The organism is Sphingomonas prati, from assembly GCF_014643515.1.
Taxonomy (GTDB): domain Bacteria; phylum Pseudomonadota; class Alphaproteobacteria; order Sphingomonadales; family Sphingomonadaceae; genus Sphingomonas_R; species Sphingomonas_R prati.
Genome location: NZ_BMJP01000001.1, coordinates 1,209,966 through 1,235,718, shown reverse-complemented (window position 1 = coordinate 1,235,718; position 25,753 = coordinate 1,209,966). Strand labels below are relative to the sequence as shown.

At 68.1% G+C, this 25,753-nt stretch carries 25 protein-coding genes, 2 tRNA genes and 1 pseudogene; 11 read left to right on the top strand and 17 right to left on the bottom strand.

The window, feature by feature from the left end:
• Positions 1–11: 11 nt before the first annotated feature.
• The 3 genes from IEX50_RS05685 to rnc all read right to left on the bottom strand — a co-directional run bounded on the left by IEX50_RS05685 (position 12) and on the right by rnc (position 2,123).
• Positions 12–293 carry a c-type cytochrome gene (locus IEX50_RS05685; RefSeq protein WP_229673678.1) on the bottom strand — a complete coding sequence of 94 codons (282 nt, stop codon included), beginning with the start codon at positions 291–293 and terminating at the stop codon, positions 12–14.
• 178 nt (positions 294–471) lie between these two features.
• Entirely contained in the window at positions 472–1,305 is an 834-nt protein-coding gene (era, locus tag IEX50_RS05680) for a GTPase Era (protein WP_229673785.1), read from the bottom strand.
• Positions 1,306–1,454: 149 nt separating this feature from the next.
• Entirely contained in the window at positions 1,455–2,123 is a 669-nt protein-coding gene (rnc, locus tag IEX50_RS05675; RefSeq protein WP_184075024.1) for a ribonuclease III, read from the bottom strand.
• A gap of 63 nt (positions 2,124–2,186) precedes the next feature.
• Here rnc and IEX50_RS05670 point away from each other — a divergent pair, with 63 nt between their 5' ends.
• From IEX50_RS05670 to IEX50_RS05655, 4 genes are all read left to right on the top strand, one after another.
• Positions 2,187–2,447 (top strand): DUF4169 family protein, encoded by a 261-nt coding sequence (locus IEX50_RS05670; RefSeq protein WP_157175246.1) that lies wholly within the window; start codon positions 2,187–2,189, stop codon positions 2,445–2,447.
• Positions 2,448–2,617: 170 nt separating this feature from the next.
• Positions 2,618–3,211 (top strand): DedA family protein, encoded by a 594-nt coding sequence (locus IEX50_RS05665; RefSeq protein WP_157175247.1) that lies wholly within the window; start codon positions 2,618–2,620, stop codon positions 3,209–3,211.
• A gap of 125 nt (positions 3,212–3,336) precedes the next feature.
• Entirely contained in the window at positions 3,337–5,955 is a 2,619-nt protein-coding gene (locus tag IEX50_RS05660; RefSeq protein ID WP_157175248.1) for a sensor histidine kinase, read from the top strand.
• Positions 5,952–6,347: a response regulator gene (locus IEX50_RS05655; RefSeq protein WP_229673676.1), complete on the top strand. Its 396-nt coding sequence runs from the start codon at positions 5,952–5,954 to the stop codon at positions 6,345–6,347. Before IEX50_RS05660 ends, IEX50_RS05655 begins: the two co-directional genes overlap by 4 nt.
• Here the strand turns inward: IEX50_RS05655 and IEX50_RS05650 are convergent.
• A complete protein-coding gene (locus IEX50_RS05650) occupies positions 6,283–7,428 on the bottom strand; it encodes a mechanosensitive ion channel family protein (protein WP_157175249.1) in 1,146 nt (381 codons plus the stop codon). The genes IEX50_RS05655 and IEX50_RS05650 overlap by 65 nt on opposite strands.
• A 206-nt stretch (positions 7,429–7,634) precedes the next feature.
• Between IEX50_RS05650 and IEX50_RS05645 the strand changes: the two genes are divergently transcribed.
• The gene (locus tag IEX50_RS05645) at positions 7,635–9,134 is read left to right on the top strand and encodes a DHA2 family efflux MFS transporter permease subunit (RefSeq protein WP_157175250.1); all 1,500 of its coding nucleotides are present in this window, start codon (positions 7,635–7,637) and stop codon (positions 9,132–9,134) included.
• 41 nt (positions 9,135–9,175) lie between these two features.
• Complete coding sequence (locus tag IEX50_RS05640; RefSeq protein ID WP_157175251.1) at positions 9,176–9,367, top strand: hypothetical protein; 192 nt, start codon at positions 9,176–9,178, stop codon at positions 9,365–9,367.
• A gap of 192 nt (positions 9,368–9,559) precedes the next feature.
• Here the strand turns inward: IEX50_RS05640 and IEX50_RS05635 are convergent, their stop codons facing one another.
• Positions 9,560–11,083 carry an amidase gene (locus IEX50_RS05635; protein ID WP_157175252.1) on the bottom strand — a complete coding sequence of 508 codons (1,524 nt, stop codon included), beginning with the start codon at positions 11,081–11,083 and terminating at the stop codon, positions 9,560–9,562.
• 103 nt (positions 11,084–11,186) lie between these two features.
• Here IEX50_RS05635 and IEX50_RS05630 point away from each other — a divergent pair, with 103 nt between their 5' ends.
• Together IEX50_RS05630 and IEX50_RS05625 are read left to right on the top strand one after the other, a co-directional pair.
• Positions 11,187–11,405, top strand: coding sequence for a hypothetical protein (locus IEX50_RS05630; RefSeq protein ID WP_157175253.1), 219 nt, complete (start codon positions 11,187–11,189; stop codon positions 11,403–11,405).
• Positions 11,406–11,495: 90 nt separating this feature from the next.
• On the top strand, positions 11,496–12,386 hold the full coding sequence (locus IEX50_RS05625; RefSeq protein ID WP_157175254.1) for a hypothetical protein: 891 nt from the start codon (positions 11,496–11,498) through the stop codon (positions 12,384–12,386).
• A 353-nt stretch (positions 12,387–12,739) separates the two neighbouring features.
• Here IEX50_RS05625 and IEX50_RS05620 read toward each other — a convergent pair.
• From IEX50_RS05620 to lon, 3 genes and pseudogenes are all read right to left on the bottom strand, one after another.
• Positions 12,740–12,814: transfer RNA gene (locus tag IEX50_RS05620), tRNA-Val, on the bottom strand.
• A 103-nt stretch (positions 12,815–12,917) separates the two neighbouring features.
• Positions 12,918–13,205: pseudogene (locus IEX50_RS05615) on the bottom strand (HU family DNA-binding protein); the annotation flags it as partial.
• Positions 13,206–13,305: 100 nt separating this feature from the next.
• Complete coding sequence (lon, locus tag IEX50_RS05610; RefSeq protein ID WP_157175256.1) at positions 13,306–15,708, bottom strand: endopeptidase La; 2,403 nt, start codon at positions 15,706–15,708, stop codon at positions 13,306–13,308.
• Positions 15,709–15,841: 133 nt separating this feature from the next.
• On the opposite strand from lon, the gene IEX50_RS05605 reads away from it, so the two are divergent.
• Positions 15,842–16,114 carry a hypothetical protein gene (locus IEX50_RS05605; protein WP_157175257.1) on the top strand — a complete coding sequence of 91 codons (273 nt, stop codon included), beginning with the start codon at positions 15,842–15,844 and terminating at the stop codon, positions 16,112–16,114.
• A gap of 155 nt (positions 16,115–16,269) precedes the next feature.
• Here IEX50_RS05605 and clpX read toward each other — a convergent pair whose 3' ends face one another.
• From clpX to IEX50_RS05580, 5 genes are all read right to left on the bottom strand, one after another.
• Complete coding sequence (gene clpX / locus IEX50_RS05600) at positions 16,270–17,538, bottom strand: ATP-dependent Clp protease ATP-binding subunit ClpX (protein ID WP_076073256.1); 1,269 nt, start codon at positions 17,536–17,538, stop codon at positions 16,270–16,272.
• 129 nt (positions 17,539–17,667) lie between these two features.
• Positions 17,668–18,315, bottom strand: a complete 648-nt coding sequence (locus IEX50_RS05595) for an ATP-dependent Clp protease proteolytic subunit (RefSeq protein ID WP_157175258.1) — start codon at positions 18,313–18,315, stop codon at positions 17,668–17,670.
• 82 nt (positions 18,316–18,397) lie between these two features.
• On the bottom strand, positions 18,398–19,336 hold the full coding sequence (locus tag IEX50_RS05590; RefSeq protein WP_157175852.1) for a glycosyltransferase family 2 protein: 939 nt from the start codon (positions 19,334–19,336) through the stop codon (positions 18,398–18,400).
• A 142-nt stretch (positions 19,337–19,478) separates the two neighbouring features.
• Positions 19,479–21,044: a trigger factor gene (gene tig / locus IEX50_RS05585; RefSeq protein ID WP_157175259.1), complete on the bottom strand. Its 1,566-nt coding sequence runs from the start codon at positions 21,042–21,044 to the stop codon at positions 19,479–19,481.
• A 63-nt stretch (positions 21,045–21,107) separates the two neighbouring features.
• Positions 21,108–21,192 (bottom strand) — tRNA-Leu (locus tag IEX50_RS05580).
• Between the two features lie 120 nt (positions 21,193–21,312).
• Here IEX50_RS05580 and IEX50_RS05575 point away from each other — a divergent pair.
• Both IEX50_RS05575 and IEX50_RS05570 read left to right on the top strand, forming a co-directional pair.
• The gene (locus IEX50_RS05575; protein WP_157175260.1) at positions 21,313–21,516 is read left to right on the top strand and encodes a hypothetical protein; all 204 of its coding nucleotides are present in this window, start codon (positions 21,313–21,315) and stop codon (positions 21,514–21,516) included.
• Between the two features lie 8 nt (positions 21,517–21,524).
• Positions 21,525–22,406: an aldose 1-epimerase family protein gene (locus tag IEX50_RS05570; protein WP_157175261.1), complete on the top strand. Its 882-nt coding sequence runs from the start codon at positions 21,525–21,527 to the stop codon at positions 22,404–22,406.
• A 173-nt stretch (positions 22,407–22,579) separates the two neighbouring features.
• On the opposite strand, the gene IEX50_RS05565 is transcribed toward IEX50_RS05570, so the two are convergent.
• From IEX50_RS05565 to cysT, 4 genes are read right to left on the bottom strand one after another with little or no spacing between them, the layout of a single operon-like run.
• A complete protein-coding gene (locus tag IEX50_RS05565) occupies positions 22,580–23,092 on the bottom strand; it encodes a YaiI/YqxD family protein (RefSeq protein ID WP_157175262.1) in 513 nt (170 codons plus the stop codon).
• On the bottom strand, positions 23,089–24,105 hold the full coding sequence (locus IEX50_RS05560; RefSeq protein WP_157175263.1) for a sulfate/molybdate ABC transporter ATP-binding protein: 1,017 nt from the start codon (positions 24,103–24,105) through the stop codon (positions 23,089–23,091). The genes IEX50_RS05565 and IEX50_RS05560 overlap by 4 nt, the downstream gene beginning before the upstream one ends.
• Positions 24,105–24,914, bottom strand: coding sequence for a sulfate ABC transporter permease subunit CysW (cysW, locus tag IEX50_RS05555; RefSeq protein ID WP_229673674.1), 810 nt, complete (start codon positions 24,912–24,914; stop codon positions 24,105–24,107). The genes IEX50_RS05560 and cysW overlap by 1 nt, the downstream gene beginning before the upstream one ends.
• The gene (cysT, locus tag IEX50_RS05550) at positions 24,914–25,741 is read right to left on the bottom strand and encodes a sulfate ABC transporter permease subunit CysT (protein ID WP_157175265.1); all 828 of its coding nucleotides are present in this window, start codon (positions 25,739–25,741) and stop codon (positions 24,914–24,916) included. Before cysT ends, cysW begins: the two co-directional genes overlap by 1 nt.
• Positions 25,742–25,753 lie beyond the last annotated feature (12 nt).

Below are 25,753 nucleotides of genomic sequence, written 5' to 3'. Positions count from 1 at the left end.
GTCGGCGCGTGTTACTGCTTGGTGAGGTAGGCGATAACGTCGGCGCGGTCCTGGGGGTTGGGCAGGCCGGCGAAGGCCATGCTGGTGCCGGGGGCGACGGCGCGGGGGTTGCTGAGCCAGGCGTCGAGGCGGGCGGGGGTCCAGGTGCCGCCGGTTGCGGCGAGGCTGGCGGAGTAGGCGAAGCGGGGGCGGCGGCTGGCGACCGGGTTGTTCACGACGTCGTGGAGGTTGGGGCCGTCCGTGTCGCCACCGCCCGCGCCGACGGTGTGGCAGGCGGCGCAGCGGCGGAACACCGCCGCGCCGTGGGTCGTGTCGGCCGCGGCGAGACGGGCGGGCAGCGTGGCGGCGGCGCGGGCCGTATCCTGGAGGCGCTGCGATTTTTCGCCGGGTGCGAGCAGCAGCGTCGCGACCAGCGCGACGCCGGCGCCGCCGATGAGGAGGATGGGAAGGCGGGGCAGCGGCGTGGTCCTACTACTCGACCCAGTCCAGGCCGATTTCCTTGTAGAGGCCGCGGTCGTCTTCCCATTTCGGGTTGACCTTCACGTGCAGGAACAGGTGGACCTTGCGGTCGAGGAGATGTTCGAGCTCGGCGCGGGCGCGGCTGCCGATTTCCTTGAGGCGGACGCCCTTTGCGCCGAGCACGATCGCCTTCTGTGTGTCGCGGCCGACGTGGATCTGCTGGTGGATCACGACGGAGCCGTCCTTGCGTTCCTCATACTTCTCAGTCTCGATCGCCGAGGCGTAGGGGAGTTCGGCGTGGAGTTGGAGGTAGAGCTGTTCGCGCGTGACCTCGGCCGCCATCATGCGGTCGGTGGCGTCGCTGACCTGATCCTCCGGGAAATGCCACGGGCCGGCGGGGACGCGCTTGGCGAGGGCGGCCTTGAGCCCCGCGACGCCGTCGCCGGTGCTGGCGGCGATCATGAAGATCTCCTCGGGGTTCAGCATCTCCTGAAGCCGCATGGCGAGTTCGAGGAGCTTTTCCTTCGGGGTGATGTCGACCTTGTTCAGCACGACGAGTTTCGGTTCGCGGCGTTCGGCGAGCGACTGGACGAGCGGTTCGAGGCGCTTGGTGAGGCCGGTCTTGGCATCGATGACGAAGGCGATGACGTCGGCGTCCTGCGCACCGCCCCAGGCGGCGGCGACCATCGCGCGGTCGAGCCGGCGGCGCGGTTCGAAGATGCCGGGCGTGTCGACGAGCAGGACCTGCGACGCGCCTTCGAGGGCGACGCCCATGAGGCGGACGCGCGTGGTCTGCGCTTTCGGGCTGACGATCGCGACCTTTTGCCCGACGAGCGCATTCACCAGCGTTGACTTGCCGGCGTTGGGCGCGCCGACGACCGCGACGAAACCGCAGCGCTGGTCCTGCGTCGCGACGGTCGCGGGTTCGGCGGTGTGGAGGCCGGCCGTTTCTAGCTCAGGGGCGGGCTCGGGCGTTTCGGGGGCTTCGGAAGCGGTCACGTCAGGGACTCCAGTAATTTGGTGGCGGCCTCGGTCTCGGCCTCCTGTTTCGATGCGCCTTCGGCCTGGGCCTCGGCGCGGCCGGGGATGGCGACGCCGACGGTGAAGCGCGGCGCGTGGTGCGCGCCGGTGCGGCCGAGCAGCGTGTAGACGGGCGGGCGGCAGCGATGCGCGGCGGCCCATTCCTGCAACGCGGATTTGGGATGGCGCGGGGCCTGTGCGCCGGCATCGACCATCGACCCCCAGGCGCGGCGGACGAACGCCTGTGCAGCGGGGAGGCCACCCTCGAGATACAGCGCGCCGATCAGCGCCTCGACCGCGTCGCCGACGACGTTGCCGCTGTTGACCGCGCCGTCGTCGCGCGCCTGCTTGCCGAGCCGGAGCATGCGGTCGACACCGATCGCGCGACCGACGACGGCGCAGGTTTCGCGGCTGACGATCGCGTTGAGGCGGCGTGACAGCGCGCCCTCGGGCTCGTCGGGGAACAGCGCGTAGAGCCAGTCGGCGGCGACGAGGCCGAGCACGCGGTCGCCCAGGAACTCGAGCCGTTCGTAGGTGGCGCCGGCGTGGCTGCTGTGCGTCAGCGCGCGGCGGAACAGGGCGATGTCGCGCGGTTCGTGGCCCAGCGCATCGGGCAGCCAGGCGGCAAGGGGATCGGCGGTCATTCCGGCTGCCATAGCGCAGGCGGGGCCTTTGCGTCGATGCCGGATGGACGTATCGTTTGCGGCATGGGCGAGATCGTGAACCTGGGGCGCGTGCGCAAGCAGAAGGCGCGGGCGGTGGCGGCGGAGACCGCGGCCGCGCGGCGGGTGCAGTTCGGCCGGACGAAGGGTGAGGTTGCGGCGGACGCGGCGGCGAAGGCGCGGGTGGCGCGGGTGTTGGATGGGGCTTTGCGAGAACGGGGTGCCGTTGTGGCCTCATCTCAGGAGGCGGTTTCTGAGGAGCTGTCGCCCCCCACCCCCAACCCAGTTGCTCCAATCGTCAGGTAAAACATGCCCCCGGCATGTTTCAGGTATTGCCAGGGGCAATTCCCACCTGACGACCGGTGCAACTCCTGAACGGGAGGGGGCTCAGAAGCCGGAGCACCCGCTTCGAGATTAGTGCGGACGGTAGTTCTGCGCGGTAGCGGGCGACCCTGAGTTCGGGCAAGGATCGGTGGATGTCGATCGAGAGCCTCGTGGCCCAATATGGTCTGGTCGCGCTGTTCATCGGCGCGGGGCTGGAGGGTGAGACGGTCGTCCTGACCGGCGGGGTGCTGGCGCACCGGGAGCTGGTGCCGTTGTGGGGCGCGGCGCTGGTGGCGGCGGGCGGATCGTTCACGTCGGACCAAATCTTCTTCGCGCTGGGGCGGCGGTACCGCGACCATCCGCGGGTGCGGCGGGTGATGGGGAAGCCGGCGTTCGCCCGGGCGTTGCGCGCGCTGGAACGCCATCCGGTCGGGTTCATCCTGGCGTTCCGGTTCCTGTACGGGCTGCGCACGGTCAGCCCGGTCGCGATCGGCACGTCGCAGGTGCCGGCGGCTCGGTTCGTGTTGCTGAACGCGGTCGCGGCGTTGCTGTGGGCGGTCATCTTCACCGGACTCGGGTACGGGTTCGGCGAGGGGATCGAGGAACTGGCCGGGCGATTCAGGCCGCATCTGCCGACGCTGCCCGTGGTGCTGGCGCTTGCGGGGGGCATCGCGCTGGTGATTGCGGTCGCCCGGCTGCTGTGGGTGCGGCAGGTCGCGCGCGCGCCGGAGGGCGATGCGGACTGAATCCTGTTACCGGTCACAGGAAAGGTGCGCAGTCCCCTTGCAAAGCCGTCGAAACGCGATACGCCTAGCGCCCAGAACAACTTAGCGTCGTAGAAGCGCTGGTTGCCGGGACCGGGGGGTCGTCAATGAACACGATGTTCGATCACGACCTGACGGCACCTCGACCCCGCCCGCGGGGCAAGCAGTTCGTGCTGGCCGGGATCGTCGCGACGCTGTTGCTGGCGTTCGGCGCGGTCGGCATCCGATCTGAATATCAGCGGGCGGTAGAGGGGCGCAGCCGGCTGATCCGTTCGTTCGAGCGGCGTACGATCGTGTCCGACCTGCTGTCGCGCCTGAAGGATGCCGAGACCGCGCAGCGCGGCTACCTGATCAGTGGAAACCGGTCGTACCTGGCGTCGTACCGGCCGGCGATCGCCGACATTGCACGGTACCGCGCGCGGCTGGACGATCATCCCCCCGAAACGCCGGCGCAGAAGCGGCGCTACGCCGTGCTCGACCGGGCGATCGACGCGGAGCTGTGGGAACTGGGCGCGATCCTGCGGGTGGACGCGATGCGCGGGAGCCCGAGCGCGCGGCAGACGGTGGGGCGCACCGGATCGGGCGCGATGGACCGCGTTCGTGCGGTCGGCGCGGCGATGATCGCGGACGAGGACAGCATGATCGCCGGGCAGGTTGCATCCGACGACGAGCGGATCGCCGCGGTCGAGCGGCAGGTCGTGCTGCTGGTCGCGTTCTTGGCGGCGCTGGCCGGCCTCGCGCTGACCCGCGAATGGCGGGGGCGGCGGTCGAAGCATCGCCTGGAAACGGCGGTGCACGCCGCGGCGGTGCGGTTGCGCGGCGTGTTCGCGGCGACGAGCGACGCGGTGGCTTTGATCGATCCAGACGGCGTGATCCAGGCGGTGAACCCCGCGCTGGTCCAGCTGGTCGGTCGCCCGCCCGTCGAGTTGATCGGCAAGGATATCGCCGCGCTCACCGATGCGCTGCCCGCCGCCGGTACATTGTCGGAACGACTGGGGCTGATCGACGGGCGGTTGGCGGAACCCTACCGGATCGACCGCGTGGCGCATCATGCCGACGGCAGCACGGTGCCGGTCGACGTGTCGCTAGGGCTAATGCCGGAGGAGACGGGACTGCGTGTGGTCGCCGCGATCCGCGACGTGTCGGAACGCAAGCGCGTGGAGCGGATCAAGGACGAGTTCGTGGCGACGGTGAGCCACGAGCTGCGCACGCCGCTGACCTCGATCGTCGGTGCGTTGGGGCTGTTGCGCGCGACGGCGCAGGCCAATCTGTCCGACGGCGCACGGCGGCTGGTGCAGGTCGCGGAGGATAATTCGCAACGGCTGATCGACCTGATCAACGACCTTCTCGATATCGAGCGGATGGAGGCGGGGGGGCTGCGGTTCCGTGAGGAGCCTCTCGATCTCGCCGCGGTGCTACGTCAGGTGGCGCATCGCAGCGAAGGGTTGGCCGCGGTGCACGAAGTGCGCATCGCCCTGTCGATCGCGGCGGGCGTCATTCCGGTGCGCGGCGACGAGGGGCGGCTGGCGCAGGTGACGACCAACCTGCTGGCCAACGCGATCCGGTTCAGTCCGCCGGGCGAGACGGTGACGATCACCGCGGAACGGCGGCAGGGCCGCGCGGTGGTGACAGTGGACGATGATGGGCCCGGTGTGCCGGAGGCGTTCCGCGACCAGCTGTTCACCCGTTTCGCGCAATCGGAACCGGGCGGGCGAGCTGTCGGCACCGGGCTGGGTCTGGCGATTTCGCGGCAGATCGTGCGGGCGCATGGCGGGACGATCTGGTTCGAGCCGCGGGCGGGGGGCGGGGCGCGGTTCGGTTTCGCGATCAACCTGCGGACGGGGACGACCGAGACGCCGCACATGCTGATTTGCGCCGATCATCCGGTCGCCGTGTGCGGGCTGCGCCGGCTGGCGGATGCGGGCGGGTGCAGCGCCGATTGGGTCGCGAGCGTGGAAGACGCACGCGCGGCAATCCGGTCCGGCAGTTACGACGCGATGCTGATCGAACTGGACGGGGAGGATGCGACCGGTCCGGCGCTGCTGGCGGGGCTGAGCGTCGGGCCGGCCGAGACGCGGCTGCCCATGCCGGTGATCGCGCGCAGCGAGGGCACGGTGCAGCTGGGGATCGAGGCCGACCGCGCATCTTGGGACGCGATCGAGACCGCGGACGGCGCGCTGGCGGCGCAGTTGCGCACGTTGCTGGACGGCATGGCGGCGGCGCGCCCGCTGATCGTCCATATCGACAGCGATGCGGCGGTGATCGACCGGACGGCGGGTGCCCTGCGCCGGCGTGCGCGGTTGCGCGGGGCGCCCGACCTGGCGGCGGCGACCGCATTGCTGCGGCGGGAGCGACCGGTCGTGCTGATCGTGCACCAGGACCCGTCGGACGGCACGTCAGATGACCTGGCAACGTGGCTGGCGACGCTGAACGCGGACGACCGCGGCGATCCGGTCGCGACGATCCTGTACACGACGCGTCCGGTGACGGCGGTGCTGGAGCGGATGGTCGATTATGTCGTCGCCCGGTCGGAGCGATCGTCCGCCAACCTGGTCGCGGCGGTCGACCGGCTGCTCGCGCGGGCGGGCGTGGCGACCGATGCGGTGCAGAGCGATCGGGGGGACGACCCGAGCGGCCCGGCGAAGCGAGGCGATGGCGACGGGGCCGCCGCGAACGATGCTGACAATGGTGCGGTCGCGGCCGCACAACGCGGCCAGACCGGGTGACGACGCCGCCCCCGCTGCATGTCCTGCATGTCGAGGACGATCCCGATATCCGCATGATCGCGGGCATGGCGTTGTCATTGGATGCGCAGATCGACGTGCGATCGGCGGATTCCGGGTCCGCGGCGCTGACACTGCTGCGCGGGGGCGAATGGCGGCCGGACCTGCTGCTGCTCGACATGATGATGCCAGAGATGGACGGCACGGGCCTGGTCGAGCAGGTGCGGCAGATCGACGGGCTGGCGGAGGTGCCGGTTGTGTTCCTGACCGCGCGGGCGCAGCCGGACGATGTCGAACGCTACCGCGTAGCCGGATCGCTGGGGCTGATCGTCAAGCCGTTCGATCCGTTGACGCTGGCGGCGAAGCTGCGGGGGTTGTTGGTCCCGGCGCGATGACGGGCCAGTCGCCGGACGTGGGGGTGATCCGCCGCTGGAGCAGCGCCTCGGGCATTTCGGCGGCGATGTAGGCGAGCATCGCCTCACGCACGGCGCAGCGCAGGTCGAACGCGGTGGGGCCGTCCTTTGCGGTCATGAGCGCGCGGACCTCGATCATGTCGGCCTTCATGTCCGTCACTTGCAGGTTGTGGAAGCGGCGGTCCCAGAGCGGCATGCGGTCCATGACGGTGGCCAGGTGCGCGCGGAGGCGAGGGATGTCGGCGGTGGGATCGAGGTAGAAGATGATGTTGCCGAGCAGTTGAGCGGACTCGCGCGTCCAGTTCTGGAACGGCTGTTCCAGGAAACGCGAGACGGGGACGACGAGCCGGCGGTCGTCCCAGATGCGGATGACCACGTAGGTGAGCGTGATTTCCTCGATCCGGCCCCATTCGTTGTCGAGCACGACCGCATCGTCGATCCGGATCGGTTCGGTGAAGGCCATCTGGACGCCGGCGATCAGGTTCTTCAGCGCGGGCTGCGCGGCGGCACCGACGGCGAGTGCGGCGAGGCCGGCGGACGCGATCAGCGTGACGCCGATCGTCCGGACGCTGGGGATCGAGATGAGCATCATGCAAAGCGTGACGACCAGTACGAGGAAGACGGTGATGCGGTGCAGGATGCCGGCGCGGGTCCGCTTCCGCCGGGCGCGGAGATTGTCTTCGACCGTGATGTCGGTGCGCGCGATCAGCACGTCCTGCAGCGCGTTCAGGATGCCAATCAGCAGCCAGCCCATGAGTGCCGGGACACCGAGCCCGAAGATGCGTTGCCAGATCTCGGTCGCGTCGTCGTTCAGCCGGAGCGCGGGCAGGACCGCGGTGAGCGCGATGGCGCAGAACACCCAACGCAGCGGCTGGGCGAGCCGGTCGACGATCAGGTCGTCGGTGCCGGAGGGGGTGCGCGCGGCACCGCGCCGGGCGACGAGCATCAGGACATGGTGGAGCAGCAGGCCGAGCAGGATCGCGCCGACGCCAATCGCCAGCGCGCTGCCGAACCGCAGGGCGGTGTCGTCGTAGGTTTCGATCCAGCGGTCGAGCGTCTTCATCGGCGTGTCCGGGTTATATTGCAGTGCAGCATATATTAAGGGAACGGGAGAGCGGTGGGGAGGTTCCGTTAGGGGCAGGGGTTTCGACGGCGCGCGATCCACGCCGGCCGTGCGTCCAAAACGAGCCGAGCCCGGCGTCCGTCGGGATGACGGCGAAAGGGTGATTGCATGATCGACGCAGGTCGCGTCTTCGACGGTCTGATTTCATGAGGTTGCGGCGGCGCGGGCTCGCATCGATCAATGCGGAGGTGCGCGACGGGATACTGCCCGCGGCGGACTCAGTGGCGCTGGTGCCGCTGGAACAGGCGAGCGGCGCGGGCAGCGTGCGGAATTACCGGGTCGTTGCGCTGATCATCGCCTGCGCACTGTTCATGGAGCAGATGGACGCAACAGTGCTGGCGACCGCGTTGCCGACGATGGCGCGCGATTTCGGGGTGCTGGCGACCGCGATGAGCGGGGCGCTGACGAGCTACCTGCTGGCGCTGGCGATCTTCATTCCGGCGAGCGGCTGGCTGGCCGACCGGTTCGGATCGCGGACGATGTTTCGGCTGGCGATCCTGCTGTTCATGGGCGGGTCGTTGCTGTGCGGACAGGCGACCAGCCTGCCGTTCATGATGGGCGCGCGGTTCCTGCAGGGGCTGGGCGGGGCGATGATGATCCCAATCGGGCGGCTGGTCCTGCTGCGCAGCGTGAACAAGGAGGACATGGTGTCGGCCATGTCGTGGCTGATCATGCCCGCGCTGATCGGGCCGATCCTGGGGCCGCCGGTGGGTGGGTTCATCGTGACCTATCTCGACTGGCGCTGGATCTTCTGGCTGAACCTGCCGATCGGGACGCTGGGCGTGGTGCTGGTGACGAAATATATCGGCGACTATCGTGCGGAGCGGCGATCGCCGTTCGACGGGGTGGGGTTCGTGCTGTCGGGCGTGTCGCTCGGTTGCCTGCTGTTCGGGTTCGAGATGGCAAGCCGGTCGGGCGAGGCGGCGACCGGCGTGGGGCTGGCGGCGGTCGGGCTGGTCGCGGGGTGGTTCTATATCCGCCATGCGGCGCGGGTGCCGAACCCGATCATGGACCTGTCGCTGATGCGGATCGCGTCGTTCCGGCTGTCGGTGATCGCGGGGTCGCTGACCCGTATCACGCAAGGCGCGCAGCCGTTCCTGTTGCCGCTGATGCTGCAACTGGGGTTCGGCATGACCGCGGCGGCGAGCGGGACGATCACGGTGGCGGGCGCGATGGGGTCGCTGGCGATGAAGGGGCTGGCGCCGCGGGTGTTGCGGCGGTTCGGGTTCCGGCGTGCGCTGGTGACGAACGGGCTGGTCGCGAGTGCGGGCTATGCGGTGTGCGGGCTGTTTCGGCCGGACTGGCCGGTGGCGGCGATCTTCGCCACGCTGCTGGCGTGCGGGTTCTTCATGTCATTCCAGTTCACGGCGTACAACACGATTGCCTATGACGAGATCCCGAAGGAGCGGATGAGTTCGGCGACGAGCTTCTACGCGACGTTTCAGCAGCTGATGCTGTCGCTGGGGATCTGCACCGGGGCGGCGGCGCTGCATGGCGGGATGCTGGTGTCGGGCGCGAGCGTGCCGAGCCTGGGCGATTTCACCGCGGCGTTCCTGGTGGTGACGGCGATTTCGGCGTCGGCGACGATCTTCAACCTGCGGTTCGCGAAGGATGCGGGGGCGGAGCTGAGCGGGCATCGCGGGTGAAGGGGGTTTCGCTTGGGCGCGGGGTCTGGCAGGTTCGCGGGATGAGCGATCCGACCATCATCCCCGTGCCCTTGCCCCCCGAAACGCTGGCGGCGCTGGACGCCTGGATCGCGCGGGCGAAGGGCGCGCCGTCGCGGGGCGAGGCGGTGGCATCGTTGCTGGCGGGGGCGCTGGGGAGCCATTCGCCGTCTTCGGTGGTGCCGAGCCTGGTGACGGGGCGGGATATCGTTTGAGGGTTTAGGCTGGGACTGCCCCTTCGATCCGTTCGTGCTGAGTAGAGACCGAGTAGCGCTCTTGCGCGTATCGAGGGCTCGTATCGAAGCATTGCCTCAAGGGTGGGGCCGATCCTTCGATACGGGCCTTCGACTGCGCTCAGTCCCTACTCAGGACAAACGGTTGGGGGGTGGGAGAACGGAGGTCGGGCGTTAGCGCTTCGCCGGCCGCAGCTGCTTCTCGGTTTCTTCGTCGCGCTCGACCGACTCGCGGAAGCTGGGCGTGAGCTTCAGCCGGCTGGCCTGTTCGTAGGCGTAGCCGTAGCCGATCAGGCGCGCTTCGGACCAGGCGGGGCCGATGAAGGAGAGGCCGACGGGCATCCCGCGGACCGCACCCATGGGCACGGTGAGGTGCGGGTAGCCGGAGACCGCGGCGAGGCCGCCGGCGCCGCCGCCGGAGATCTGGTCGCCGTTGACGGTATCGATTAGCCAGGCGGGCGGCATGGTGGGGGCGACGAGTGCGGTGACGCGGTTGCCGGCGAGCAGCGCGTCGATCCCGTCGCGCCCGGCGATGCGGAGCGACAGCGCGCGGGCGGCAAGATAGGCCGGGTCGGTCAGGCCCTTGGTTTTCTGTGCCTCCAGAAAGCTTTCCTGGCCGAACAGCGCCATTTCCTGGTCCGCGTGGGCCGTGTTGAACGCGATGACGTCGGCCAGCGTGCGGGTCTTCACCGCCGGCGGCGTGGTGGCGAGGTAAGCGTTGAGATCGGCCTTCAGCTCGGTCATCAGGACGAGGTTTTCGGCCGGGCCGATCTTGTCGCGATCCTTGAGCGTGGCGATGTCGACGAGGGTGGCACCCTGCGCGCGGAGGACGGCGAGTGCGGCGTCGAACAGCCGGTCGACGGGCGCGGACCAGCCGGTGGCGAAGCGCAGCACGCCGATCCGCATGCCCTTGAGCGCCGCGGGGTTGAGCGCGGCGGTGTAGTTGGTGCGGCGGCGGTCGGCCTGCGCGGTGGCGGCATCGGCCGGGTCGCTGCCGGCGATCGCGGTCAGGACGCGGGCGGCGGTGGCGACGTCGCGCGTCATCGGACCGGGCGTGTCCTGGCTGTGGCTGATCGGCACGATGCGCGTGCGGCTGACGAGGCCGACGGTGGGTTTCAGCCCGACGATGCCGTTGATCGCGGCGGGGCAGGTGATCGATCCGTCGGTCTCCGTCCCGATCGCGGCATCGACCATGCCGGCGGCGACGGCGGCGCCGCTGCCCGACGAGGAGCCGCAGGGATTGCGATCGAGCGCGTGCGGGTTGCGCGTCTGGCCGCCGACCGCGCTCCAGCCCGAGATCGAGGCGTTGGAGCGGATGTTGGCCCATTCGGACAGGTTAGTCTTGCCGAGGATGACCGCACCGGCGGCACGCAGCGAGGCGGTGACGGGGGCGTCGCGGTTGGTGACGTTGTCGATCAGCGCCAGGCTGCCCGCGGTGGTCGGGAGCGGGCCTGCCGCCTCGATATTGTCCTTCAGCAGGATCGGCATGCCGAACAGGATGCCGCGGCCCCGGCGACCGCGATCGAGCGCGCGGGCCTGATCACGGGCGGTGGGATCGAGCGCGAGCACTGCGCCAATGCGCGGGTTCAGTCGTTCGACGCGGCCGATCGCGGCGCGGACATTGTCCTCCGCAGATTGTGCGGCGGCGAGCGTGGGGACGGACAGCGAGACGAGGAGCATCGGCAGCAGGCGAGTCATTACATTCCCCCATGTAAGTTGTTGCACCATGGCGAAGCCTCGTCACGAAAGCGAGCGGAACGGCGTGGTGGCGGCGGCGTTGGCGCGGGACAGGAGAACGACCATGGAAGACAAGCGCCCCGCGCAGACCCCCGAGCGCGAACTGGCCAAGCCGGCGGATGCGACCGCCGCGCGGACCCGACCGACTGACGCGGCGGCATCACCCCCGGCGGATGCGGACGACGCCGCCGATGCGCGGCGTGGCGCGAGCGATGCCGATGCGGCGACGAAGGAGATGGCGGCGCGCGGGTTCGGTAGCCACAAGGGGACGGAAGCGGATTGAGCGCGACTTCATTTGTCGTCGGGTCCGACCTTTCGCGAAATGGCATGAACGCGACAACAGCCAGTGGTGCTGGCGCCGCGAAATGATGCCATGACCGATGCGCCGGCTGGAACGCCGGCCGCGATGGGGGACGGAATGGACGCAGTGGAGTGGCAGACGAGCATGGCGGGCGTGCGGGCGATCGTCCGGGCGCCCGAGGCGATCCGGACAATCCAGGTTTACGGCCAGCGGTGCAGCGGGACGAATGTGTTGATCCACCTGATCGAGGGGAACCTGCCGCAGGGGACGTTTACCGAGGCTTACGGGTTCAAGCACTGGTTCGTGCCACCGCAGGTGCTGTTCCAGCCGTCGACGCTGGTCGTAGTAATCGCGCGTGATGCGGTGGGGTGGTTGCAGAGCGTCCACCGCCAGCCCTGGCATCTTGACCCGGCGGTCAGCCAGATGCGCTTCAGTGACTTCATCCGGATGGAGTGGGCGAGTTATTGGTACGGCGACTTTTGGGGCGTGGACGAGGCGCATCCAATCTACGCGACCGAGATGATGCACGAACGCGATCCGCAGACCGGCGCGCGGTTCGCCAATCCCATGCGGAAACGGACGGCAAAGCTGTCGCATTGGGCGGGGCTCCATCGGCGGGCGCATAATCTTTGTCTGGTTGATCAGGCGAGCGTGCAGGCTGATCCAGAGGGGGTGACGCGCGCGCTGGCCGCGATGACCGGGTTGCCGATGGGCGACACGTTCCGGCCGGTCGACAGTTACAAAGGCAGGGGCGTGAAGCCGTACCAGCCGCATGTCTATCCGGCGGTGTCGGCGGACGACCTGGCGTTCATCGCCGCCAATCTGGATCCGAAGGTTGAGGGATCGTACGGGCTGACGATGCCGGCGGCGGCGGCGGCGGATCGGGGGTCGCCGGTGGGGGCGGACACGACGACGCGCGGGTCTGGGGCGTTGTCGGTCTCCGCGATGGTGACGGACAGCTGATCCATTCTCGCCGCCGCCGTTGTCCTGGTTGCCGGCCACTGTTGTTTCCCGGCGGAGGCCGGGGTCTGGGTGCAGCGGTTGCATCTTGGCCCCGGCCTTCGCCGGGGAACGGTTCGAGCTTCGTGAGACGGACGGCCCGCGTGCCGGTTTGTGGCGAAGCTGCTCGGCGCGAGGGGCGCGCTGCGAGGGGGCCGCAGGTGGCGAATGACGTTGCCGCGGTGCGGTGATGTGCGCGCCGTGAGGCGGCGCTTTGTCACGCTCGGGTGGCCGCTGTATTGGCCCAGGCGGAGCGGGCGTTCGAGTGTTCAAAGGTTCAGCCAAACCCTGCGCGGGCGGTCCGACCTCAGTGGGCGTGGTGGGCGCGGCAGGGATTGAACCTGCGACCCCACCCGTGTGAAGGGTGTGCTCTACCACTGAGCTACGCACCCACGCCCGGAACCGGCGGCACGCCGCGCGGTGAGAGGGCCGATTAGGGAGTCGCCGCCGGCTTGTCCAGCCCTGATGCCGCCGTTGTTCGACAGCGGAGGCGGTTCAGGCGTTCACGGCGTCTTTCAGGCCCTTGCCGGGCTTGAACTTCGGCTGGCTGGAGGCGTCGATCTTCATCGGTTCGCCGGTGCGCGGGTTGCGCCCGGTCGATGCCTTGCGCTGCGACACCAGGAAGGTGCCGAATCCGACCAGCCGGACTTCGTCCCCGCGCGCAAGCACGGCGCTCATCGTGTCGAAGACCGCTTCGACCGCCTTGACCGCATCGCCCCGGGTCAGGCCGGACGCCTCGGCGACGGCACCGATCAACTCCTGCTTGTTCATCGCTTTACGTTCCCCCGAATTCGCGGCGGGCGGAGTCGCCCGCCGCGGTCAATTCGCCATCTAACAGCCGCAAGGCAAGCGCTGTCAAACGGCCGTCACCCGATTCGCGCGATCAGTGGCGGACGGGTGGCTCCGGCGTCACACCCGGGACGGGCACGGGGGGCAGGGCGGCCAGTTCGTCCGCCTCGGTCCACTCGATCGGCTCGAGCGGTTCGGTGAGCGCGAGCGCGAGGACCTGATCGACGTGCGAGACCGGGATGATCTTGAGCGTACTCGTGATATTCGCCGGCATTTCGGCAAGGTCCTTCTCATTCTCCTCCGGGATCAGGACCGTGGTGATGCCGCCCCGCATCGCCGCCAGCAGCTTCTCCTTCAACCCGCCGATCGGCAGGACGCGACCACGCAACGTAACCTCGCCCGTCATCGCCACGTCGCGGCGGACGGGGACGCCGGTGAGCGTCGAGACCATCGCGGTGACCATCCCGATGCCGGCGGACGGACCGTCCTTCGGCACCGCGCCCTCGGGCAGATGGATGTGGATGTCCTTGCGGTTGAACAGCGACGGCTTGACCCCGTAGCTCGGCGCGCGGGCGCGGACGAACGACCAGGCCGCCTGGACGGACTCGTTCATGACCTCACCCAGCTTGCCGGTCGTCTTGATCAGGCCCTTGCCCGGCGTGGTGACCGACTCGATCGTCAGCAGCTCGCCGCCAACCTCGGTCCAGGCCAGACCGGTGACGGCGCCAATCTGGTCCTCGGTCTCGCCGATGCCGAAGCGGTACTTCCGGATGCCCGAGAAGTCGGCGAGATTGTCGACGGTGACCTCGATCCGCTCGTCCTTCTTCTCCAGGATCCGGCGCAGCGCCTTGCGGGCGACCTTTGCGATCTCGCGCTCCAGCGTGCGGACGCCGGCTTCGCGGGTGTAGTAGCGGATCAGGTCGCGCAGGGCCGGCTCGGTCAGGACGAACTCGCTGGCCTTCAGGCCGTGCGCGTCGATCTGCTTGTCGAGCAGATGCGCCTTGGCGATCTCGACCTTTTCATCCTCGGTGTAGCCTTCGAGGCGGATGATCTCCATCCGGTCGAGCAAAGGCTGCGGCAGGTTCAGCGAGTTGGCGGTGCAGACGAACATCACGTCCGACAGATCGATGTCGATCTCCAGATAATGATCCTGGAACTTGGCGTTCTGTTCCGGGTCGAGCACCTCGAGCAGCGCCGATGCGGGATCGCCGCGGAAATCCTGGCCGAGCTTGTCGATCTCGTCGAGCAGGAACAGCGGGTTGGACGCGCCGGCCTTCTTCAGGTTCGTGACGATCTTGCCGGGGAGCGAGCCGATATAGGTGCGGCGATGGCCACGGATCTCGGCTTCGTCGCGCACGCCGCCGAGCGACTGGCGGATGAACTCACGCCCGGTCGCCTTCGCGATCGAACGGCCGAGCGAGGTCTTGCCGACACCGGGCGGGCCGACGAGGCAGAGAATCGGACCCTTGAGCTTGTTGGTGCGCGCCTGGACCGCGAGATACTCGACGATCCGGTCCTTGACCTTCTCGAGCCCGAAATGGTCGTTGTCGAGCACGGCCTGCGCCGCTTCGATGTCCTTCTTCAGCTTCGACTTCTTGCCCCACGGCAGCCCCAGCAGGACGTCGAGATAGTTGCGCACCACCGTCGCCTCGGCCGACATGGGAGCCATGCCGCGCAACTTCTTGAGCTCCGCAGTCGCCTTCGTCCGGGCTTCCTTCGACAGCTTGGTGCCGGCGATCTTGGCGGCCAGTTCGGCGACCTCGTCGCCGCCGTCCTCACCGTCGGCATTGCCCAGCTCGCGCTGGATCGCCTTCAGCTGCTCGTTGAGATAATATTCGCGCTGGGTCTTCTCCATCTGGCGCTTCACGCGGCTGCGGATCTTCTTTTCGACCTGCAGCACGCCGAGTTCGCCCTCCATGAAGGCGAAACCCATTTCGAGGCGCTTCGACGGGTCCATCTCGACCAGCATGGCCTGCTTGTCGGCGACCTTGATCGTGATGTTGGCGGCGACCGCATCGGCAAGCCGGAACGCGTCCTCGATCTGGCCGAGCTGGACCGCGGTTTCGGCCGGGGTCTTCTTGTTGAGCTTGGCGTAGTTCTCGAACTGGTCAACGACCGACCGCATCAGCGCGGACACTTCGGTGCCGGTCGCCTCGACGTCGTCGATTGTCTCGACCTCGGCGGTCAGGTGATCGCCGGTTTCGTCGAGGCTATCGATCCGCGCGCGCTGGCGCCCTTCGACGAGCACGCGAACGGTGCCGTCGGGGAGCTTGAGCAGCTGCAGCACGGTGGCGGTGACGCCCAGATCGTAGAGCTGCGAACGGTCGGGATCATCCTCGGCGGGGTCGAGCTGCGCCACGAGGAAGATCGACTTGTCCGCCGCCATGGCGGTTTCGAGCGCGGCGACCGACTTGTCGCGGCCGACGAACAACGGGACGATCATGTGGGGGAAAACGACGATATCGCGAAGGGGAAGAACGGGAAGGGTCTCGGTCATGTACACTCCGATGGCCATGCGATTGCGGCCTGTTGGATACGGATATGGGCAAGGACAAAAGCTGAATCAATGAAGGGCGCGGTGGGCGCGCGGAGCCGTGCGGCAACTTTGGTCGACCGTGCGTTCGGGTGTGATGGACAAAGATACACAGGACATCGTCTCCCTCGCCGCCGCGCGGACCGGGGAGATGTGCGCGGTCTTCATGATCGGGGACGGCTTGCTGGGGATGGTGCAGCCCGAGCGGCATCTGGCGCTTTGGGAGTCGGATGTCGGCGCGGTCGATGCGCTGACGCGGCCGTTCCAGGGGCGGCCGGGAAGGCGGCGGGCTTATGGGGCGGTGCAGTTTTTGGCGGGCGTCTGGCTGGCTTCGCGGATGCGGGGGCCGCGGGGTAGATTTTCCGTCTAGCGTTGGCTTCTCGGCTTCGCTCGAAGGGTCCCTCGACTTCGCTCGGGATGGACGGATTTGTGTTTAACGTAGTGTTCCCCGGCGGAGGCCGGGGCCTTGGCGGTACTGTTTCACCTAGGCCCCGGCCTTCGCCGGGGAACTGTTAGGGTTTTTGGCTAGGCAGCAGGCTGGGCTTCCTTGCCCTTCTTGGCGAAGACACGGACCGGTTCCTTGCGGCCCTCCACCACGTCCTTGTCGACGCGGATTTCGTCGACGCCGTCCATGCTGGGCAGGTCGAACATAGTGTCGAGCAGGATGCCCTCGAGGATCGAGCGGAGGCCGCGCGCGCCGGTCTTGCGTTCGATCGCCTTCTTGGCGATCGAAACCATCGCGTCGTCGGAGAAGCCGAGCCTGACATCCTCCATGTCGAACAGCTTCTGATACTGCTTCACCAACGCGTTCTTCGGTTCGCCCAGGATCTTGATCAGCGCAGGCTCGTCGAGGTCCTCCAGCGTCGCGATGACGGGCAGGCGGCCGACGAACTCGGGGATCAGGCCGAACTTCAGCAGATCCTCGGGCTCGCACTGCTTGAGCGTTTCGCCGACGCGGCGTTCCTCGGGCGTGGCGACATAGGCGCCGAAACCGATCGACTTGCCCTGCAGACGGTCGCCGATGATACGCTCGAGACCCGAGAAGGCGCCGCCGCAGATGAACAGAATGTTCGTCGTGTCGACCTGCAGGAATTCCTGCTGCGGATGCTTGCGGCCGCCCTGCGGCGGGACGGAGGCGGTGGTGCCTTCCATCAGCTTGAGCAGCGCCTGCTGGACGCCCTCGCCCGACACGTCGCGCGTGATCGAGGGGTTGTCCGCCTTGCGGCTGATCTTGTCAATCTCGTCGATGTAGACGATCCCGCGCTGCGCCCGCTCGACATTGTAGTCGGACGCCTGGAGCAGCTTCAGGATGATGTTCTCGACATCCTCACCGACATAGCCGGCCTCGGTCAGCGTGGTCGCGTCGGCCATCGTGAACGGCACGTCGAGGATGCGGGCGAGCGTCTGCGCGAGCAGGGTCTTGCCGCAGCCGGTGGGGCCGACGAGCAGGATGTTCGACTTCGAAAGTTCGACGTCGGCACCCTTGCCGCCGTGGTTCAGCCGCTTGTAGTGATTGTGGACCGCGACCGACAGGACCCGCTTGGCGCGCTTCTGACCGATGACATAGTCGTCGAGCACGTTGCAAATTTCCTGCGGGCTGGGGACGCCGCCGTCCTTCTTGCTGACCAGTGCGGACTTCGTTTCCTCGCGGATGATGTCGTTGCACAGTTCCACGCACTCGTCGCAGATGAAGACGGTCGGCCCGGCGATGAGCTTGCGCACCTCATGCTGCGACTTTCCGCAGAAGGAGCAATAGAGGGTGCTTTTGGAGTCGCCGCCGCTCAGTTTCGTCATGGTGGTCCGGTTCCTGTGTCGACCCCTGCCACGGGGGGTCTGCGATAAAGGCAATGTAGGCGGGCTCCAACCGGCCCGGCAAGCGCGATCTGGTCGGACCGCACTTGCCGGACGCCGGCCGGCTTCGGATCAGACCGTGGCGGGCGTGGTCCCGTCTTCCGGCATGGGCCGCTTGTCGAACACCGCGTCGATGAGGCCGAACTTCAGCGCCTCGTCGGCTTCGAGGAACTTGTCGCGGTCCATGGCATGCTCGATCTCCTCGATCGGCTTGCCGGTATACTTGGCGTACAGCGTGTTGAGCGCGTGCCGCATACGCAGGATCTCACGCGCCTGGATCTCGATATCCGCGGCCATGCCCTGTGCACCGCCGGACGGCTGATGGATCATGATCCGGCTGTTGGTGAGTGCCGAACGCATGCCGGGTTCACCGGCGGCGAGCAGGAAGCTGCCCATCGACGCGGCCTGACCGATACAGACGGTGCCGACCCGCGGGCGGATATACTGCATGGTATCGTGGATCGCGAGACCCGCCGTCACCACGCCGCCCGGCGAGTTGATGTACATGTAGATGTCCTTCTTCGGGTTTTCCGACTCGAGGAAGAGCAGCTGTGCGGTGATGAGCGAGGCCATATGGTCCTCGACACCGCCGGTGATGAAGATGATCCGCTCGCGCAGCAGGCGGGAATAGATGTCGAACGAGCGTTCGCCACGGTTGGACTGTTCGATGACGATCGGAACGAGGCCGCCGATGATGTCGGCGTGGTCGGGATATGCCATGGGAGTGTTCGGTCCTTATGCCCTGCGCTGCCTGCAACATCGGCGTTTGGCGGGGAAGGTTCAAGAGGCGGGTGGTGCCCGGTCAGTTGCCGATGCCGGGGACCGCGAGATAGGCGAGCCGCCGAACCTCGCGCCGGCCGCGCACTACGGTGTCGAGGATGATGCCGCAAAAGAAGGTGAGCACCGCGACAATGCTGAGCCCGGTCGACAGGATCGCGGTGGGCACGCGCGGCACCAGCCCGGTCTGCATATAGGTGAGCACCAGCGGGATCGCGAGGAGCACGGCAAGCGCCGCGAGCAGCGCGCCGATGCCGCCGAAGAAAAGCACCGGGCGCTCGATCCGGAACAGCGTCAGGATCGTGGTGAGGATGCGCCAGCCGTCGCGGTAGGTGGCGAGTTTCGACTCGGAGCCTTCGGGGCGCGCGCCGTAGGCGGTCATGACCTCCGCCACCGGCATGCGCAGTTCGAGCGCGTGGACGCTGATCTCGGTTTCGATCTCGAACCCGGCGCTGAGCACCGGGAAGCTTTTGACGAAGCGGCGCGAGAAGACGCGGTAGCCCGACAGGATATCGCCGAAGCTGCGGCCGAACAGCCGGGCGAGCATGCCGGTGAGGACCGCATTGCCGAGCCGGTGGCCGCGGCGATAGGCGGCCTCGACCTCCGACCGGCGGGCGCCGACGACCATGTCGAGCCGGTCGTCGATCAGCCGCTGGACTAGGGCGGGGGCGGCGGCGGCCTCGTAGGTCTCGTCGCCGTCGGCCATGACGTAGATGTCGGCCTCGACATCCGCGAACATGCGGCGGACGACATGGCCCTTGCCTTGCATCCGTTCGACGCGGACTTCCGCGCCGGCCGCGCGGGCGACGGCGGCGGTGCGATCGGTGCTGTTGTTGTCGTAGACGTAGACCGTGGCGGCGGGCAGCGCGGCGCGGAACGACGCGACGGTCGCGGCGATCGCGGCTTCCTCGTTATAACACGGCAGGACGACGGCGATGCGGGGCGCGGGGCGGCCGGTGTCCATGGCGATCCGGGGCGGCGTGTTTGCGCTGAAAGGCTCGACGTGGGTCGCCACTCAGGGTCCTTCGAAGGTTCCGGGGCCGTAACGTAAAACGGGCCGTCTGCGGAGTCCAGACCGGGCGCGGGGGTGCCGCGCCCGGGGAGGATCAGCCTTCGGTCGGCTCGGTCGTTTCGGCTGCTTCGGCCTTGGGCTTCTTGGCGCGCGGCTTCTTGGCCGGGGCCTTGGCTTCGGTCTTCTCCGCCGCTGCTTCGGTCACCGGAGCGGCATCGTCGGCATGATCATGGTCGGCATGGTCGTGCGCGGCGTGATCGTGACCGGCGTGGTCGTGGTCATGGTCATGATCGCAATCCGGGCCGTGGACGTGGTCCTTGCCGAGATTGTCGGCATCGGCCTCGATTTCGGACTCAAGCTCGGCGCGCTCGACTGTGCGGTCGGTGATCTCGGCGCGTTCGAACAGGAAGTCGACGACCTTGTCCTCGTACAGCGGGGCACGCAGCTGGGCGGCAGCCATCGGGTCCTGCTGGACATACTGGATGAAGCGCTTCTGGTCTTCACCGCGATACTGCTGCGCCGCCTGTGCGACGAGGCGGTTCATTTCCTGCTGGCTGACCTCGACGCCGTTGCGCTGGCCGATTTCGGACAGGAGCAGGCCAAGGCGGACGCGGCGGACGGCGATCGCGCGGTAATCGTCGCGGTCGGTCTCCAGCTCGGCGCGGGCGGCCTCCGGGTCTTCCTCGTGGCTGGCTTCATGATCGAGCTGACGCCAGATCTGCTCGAACTCAGCCTCGACCATCGACGGCGGAACGTCGAAGCTGTGCGAGTCGGCGAGCTGGTCGAGCAGCTTGCGCTTCATGTGCGTGCGGGTGAGGCCGTTCAATTCCTGCTCGACCTGACCCTTCAGCAGGCCGCGCAGCTGCTCCATGCTCTCGAGGCCGAGCGACTTGGCGAAATCCTCGTCAGCGGCGGCTTCCTTGGGGACCTGGATCTTCGTGACGGTGACGTCGAAGGTCGCGGGTTTACCCTTGAGGTAAGCGACGTTGTAGTCGTCCGGGAAGGTGACGTTGAGCGTGCGGCTCTCGCCGGTCTTGACGCCTTCGAGGCCGGATTCGAAACCGGGGATGAGCCGGCCGGAGCCGAGTTCGACCGACATGTCGGAGCCGGTGCCGCCGTCGAACGGCTCGCCGTCGACCTTGCCGACGAAGTCCATGACGACCAGGTCGCCCTCGACCGCGGGATGGCCTTCCATCGCGTCGTCGAAGCTCTTCTGCTGGCCCGCCAGGCGGCGGACCTGCGCGTCGATCTCGTCGTCGGTCGGCTCGACCGTCAGGCGCTCAAGCTTCAGGCCGTCGATCTGCGGCTCCGGCACGTCGGGCAGGATTTCCAGCGTGACGTTGAGTGCGGCGTCCTTGCCGGGTTCATACCCGTCGACCAGTTCGACCGCGGGCTGCATCGCCGGGCGGAGGCGCTGTTCGGTCATGAGCGACTGGACACCGTCGCGCACGGCGGCGTCGAGCGCCTGCTGTTCGAGCGCCGGGCCGTGCATCTTGCGGACCAGGTTGGCGGGCACCTTGCCGGGGCGGAAGCCGGGCATGCGGATGGTGGGGGCGGCCTGCTTGATCTCCGCATCGACCCGCTTGGCGATGTCGGCGGCGGGGATGGTGAGCGTGTAGGCGCGCTTCAGCCCCTCGTTCAGCGTCTCGACAGTCTGCATCGCTCTTCTCGTTCTTTCTCGGAATGTCGTCCGGGGAGGCACTCCACCCGTGCGGGGCGGAGATGGTGCGGGCGAAGGGACTCGAACCCCCACATCTTGCGATACTTGGACCTAAACCAAGCGCGTCTACCAATTCCGCCACGCCCGCATGAGGCCCGGTCGGCGGGGCATATAACAGGGAAGGCCTGCCAAGCAAGCACGCAGACACGCGTGGACCCGCGTCGCAGGTAGCGCGTTCAATGCGCACAAACCGTGACAGGAGCGCATCATGGCGAGCTTTCCCGACCAGAACCCCGACAGTCCACCGGCCGGCCCGGACGATACGCCCAACCCGTTCGACGAGAACCAGACGCCCGCGCGCGAGGACCACAAGGATGACGGTCGTTCGCCGATGGAGGACCCCGGCAGCGACGGCGGGACCGGCGGCACGGGCGGGACGGATGGCCCGCAGGACCATGACGTCACGTCGTGAGTGTTGAGATGACCGCGGATGTTGTGATCGCCTCGTCCGGGCTGACCGTCACGGTCAGTCCGGATGGGGCGGAGTTGCGGCGGATCGTCGACGACGAAGGGCGCGACCTGTTATGGGATGGCGATCCGAAGTTCTGGACGGGGCGTGCGCCGTTGCTGTTCCCGATCGTCGGGGCTGTGGCCGGCGGGCGCTACCGCGTCGATGGTGCGGAGTATGCGCTGGAGAAGCATGGCTTTGCCCGCAGGAGCCGGTTCGAAGTGGTCGAGACCGGCGCGGATTTCGTGCTGTTCCGGCTGACGGACAGCGCGGCGACGCGGGCGGTGTATCCGTTCGCGTTCTCGCTCGAGATGCGGTTCGAGGTTGCGGGGCATCGGTTGGCGATGACCGCGACCCTGACCAATCCGGGCGAGGTTTCGTTGCCGGCGTCGTTCGGGTTCCACCCTGCGTTGCGGTGGCCGCTGCCTTATGGGGCGGAGCGCGGTGAACATGTGGTGCGTTTCGACCAGCTGGAGCCGGAGGCGGTGCGGACGGTGACGCCGGACGGGCTGATTGCGGCGGAGCGGTTCCCTTCGCCGGTCGAGGGGCACATGCTGGTGTTGCGTGACGAGCTGTTCGCGGTGGATGCCGTGATCTTCGAGGACGTGCGGAGTCGTGGGCTTTGGTATGGCGGGGCCGGCGGCACGGGTGTGCGGGTGGATTTTGCCGACATGCCGGATCTGGGCATCTGGACGAAGCCGGGGGCTGGGTATCTGTGCATTGAGCCGTGGCAGGGGATGGCGGATTCCGACGGGTATGCTGGCGACTTCCGGGACAAGCCGGGGGTGGTCGAGGTGGCTCCGGGTGCGGCGCGGGTGTTTGCGATGCAGATGGAGTTTGGGGTTAGCGCGTAAGGGCGGTTTAGCGCGCGCTGCTGGCTTCCCGACTTCGCTCGAAGGGGCACTACGCGTGGGTTAGGTACCCACTCGCAATTTCCGTTTGGTTCGAGCCTGTCGAGAACTCTGCGCGGGGGTTCTCGACAGGCTCGAACCAAGCGGGGTGGGGGCGGGGTGTTGAAGTGGCGGGGTTAGGCTGAGGGTGGCGTCGGAGCCGTACTGGGGGCTGCGCGGGACTGGCGCTTCAGATTTACCACCGCCCCGTCGAGCGCCTGCAGGAACGCGGAGCGGTCTCGTGCCGAGAACGGCGCGGGGCCACCGGTGACGCTGCCCATGGCGCGGAGGTCGGCCATCAGGGCGCGCATGGCGACGGCGCCGCCGATGCGGGCGCGGTCGAAGGGGCGGCCGTCGGGGCCCATCACGACGGCGCCGGATTTGACGCAGCGTTCGGCGAGCAGGATGTCGGACGTGATGACGATGCTGGTCGCCTCGGCGCGTTCGGCGATCCAGTCGTCGGCCGCGTCGAACCCGTCGCCGACGATGACGCGCGCGAAGTCGGGGTCGGGCGGCACGCGGATCATCTGGTTCGCGACGACGCGCACCGCGACCGCGTGGCGGCGGGCGACCTTGTAGATCTCGTCCTTCACCGGGCAGGCATCCGCATCGACCAGAATGCAGGGCCGGGGCAGCGCGTCGCCGGTCATGCCGGGAAGATGCGGAACCGGAAGGGGCGGAGGTGGACCGTCGCGCCGACCGCGGGGGCGGTGGCGAGGTCGGCCTCGAACGGTTTGTCGATGCCGGCGACCTGCGCCTCGATCCGGGTCAGGCCGTTTTTCGGGCGGGCGAGCAGGACGGTGGCGGGGATGCCGGTATCGTCCGCGACGACGTCGTGCGGGCGGAACCAGGCGTTGGCGGGGCCGTCCGGGGCCTCGGCTGCGCCGAGATCGATGTCGTGATGCCAGGCGCGGCCGGCGCGGACGGTGACGGGCAGGCAGTTCGATTCGCCGACGAAACCGAACACGAAGGCGGAGGCGGGGCGATCGTAGATGTCGGCCGGGGGGGCGACCTGTTCGATCACGCCGTGATCCATCACGACGACGCGGTCGGCGAGTTCGAGCGCTTCCTCCTGATCGTGCGTGACGAAGATCGAGGTGAGGCCGAGCCGGTCGTGCAGGCCGCGCAGCCAGCGGCGGAGGTCCTTGCGGACCTTTGCATCGAGCGCGCCGAACGGCTCGTCGAGGAGGAGGAAGCGGGGTTCGACCGCGAGCGCGCGGGCGAGCGCGACGCGCTGGCGTTGGCCGCCCGACAGTTGTGCGGGGTAGCGGCCGCCGAGGCCGGGGAGCTGGACGAGATCGAGCAGTTCGTCGACGCGGCGCGCGATCTCGGCCTTGGCCGGGCGGTCGCGGCGCGGGCGCACGGTGAGGCCGAACGCGATGTTGTCGGCGATCGTCATGTGGCGGAACAGCGCATATTGCTGGAACACGAAGCCGACGCCGCGTTCGGACACGGGGCGGCCGGTAACGTCCTCATTATCGAACGCGACGGTGCCGGCGTCGGGAAATTCCAGCCCGGCGATGATCCGCAGCAGCGTGGTCTTGCCCGAGCCGGAGGGGCCCAGCAGCGCCAGGAACTCGCCCGGTTGCGCGTCGAGATCGATGCCGTGCAGTGCGGCGAAACTGCCGAAGGTCTTGGCGACCCCGGTCACGGTGATGCCCATCAGTGTCCGATCCCCTGGATCTGATCGCCGTAGCGCCATTCGAGCAGCGTCTTCACCACCAGGGTGACGAGCGCCAGCACCGCGAGCAGCGAGGCGACCGCAAAGGCGCCGACGAAATTATATTCGGTGTACAGGATTTCGACGTGGAGCGGCATCGTGTTGGTGAGCCCACGGATGTGGCCCGACACGACCGACACCGCGCCGAATTCGCCCATCGCGCGCGCATTGCAAAGCAGTACGCCGTAGAGCAGTCCCCAGCGGATATTGGGCAGCGTGACGTGCCAGAAGGTCTGCCACCCCGTCGCGCCGAGCGAGATGGCGGCTTCCTCGTCGTCCCGCCCTTGCTCGGCCATCAGCGGGATCAGTTCGCGCGCGACGAACGGGAAGGTGACGAAGATGGTCGCAAGCACGATGCCGGGGACGGCGAAGATGATTTCCACCCCGTTCGCCTGAAGCCAGGGGCCGAACCAACCGTTGATGCCGAACAGCAGCACGTAGATGAGCCCCGCAACAACCGGCGAGACGGAGAAGGGCAGGTCGATCAGCGTGATGAGCAGGCCCTTGCCGCGAAATTCGAACTTCGTGATGCACCAGGCCGCGACGATGCCGAACACGATGTTGGCCGGCACGCTGATCGCGGCGACGATGAGGGTGAGGCGCATCGCGGCCATCGCGTCGGGTTCGGCGAGTTGGGCGAGGTAGGTGGGCACGCCTTCGCGGAACGCCTCCACGAAGACGGCGACGAACGGCATCAGCACGAACAGGCCGAGGAAGGCGAGTGCGGCGGCGATGAGGGCGGCGCGGGTCATCATCGTTCCATGCGACGACGGCGCCACACCTGCGTCAGGTTGACCGCGAGCAGCATCGCGAAGGCGAGCAGCAGCATGACGGTCGCGATCGCGGTGGCGCCGGCATAGTCATATTGTTCGAGCTGCGTGACGATCAGCAGCGGGGCGATCTCGGTCTTGTACGGCAGGTTGCCGGCGATGAAGATGACCGAGCCATATTCGCCGACGCCGCGTGCGAAGGCGAGCGCGAAGCCGGTGAGCAAGGCGGGGCCGATCGCGGGAAGGATGACGCGGCGGAAGATCGTGAAGCGGCCGGCGCCGAGCGAGGCGGCGGCCTCCTCCAGGTCGCGGCCGACATCCTCCAGCACCGGTTCGACCGAGCGCACGACGAAGGGCAGCCCGACGAAGACGAGCGCGATCGTGACGCCGAGCGAGGTGTAGGCGACCTTGATCCCGAGTGGGGCGAGATATTGGCCGATCCAGCCGTCCGCCGCCCAGAGCGCGGTGAGCGCGATGCCGGCGACCGCGGTGGGGAGCGCGAAGGGCAGGTCGACGATCGCCGACACGAACCTCCGGCCGATGAAGCGGTAGCGGACCAGCACCCAGGCGACGAGCATGCCGAATACCGCGTTGACCGCAGCGGCGGCGAGCGCGGCGCCGAAGCTCAGCCGGTAGGCCGCGACCGCGCGTTCGGAAAAGGCGACGCGCGCGAAGTCGGCCGGGCCCATGCCGGCGGATTTGAGGAACACGGTCGACAGCGGGATCAGCACGACAATCGAGAGATAGGCGAGCGTCAGGCCGAGGGTGAGGCCGAAACCGGGCAGGACCGAGCGTTTGGCGCGGGTCATGGGGTATCAGCC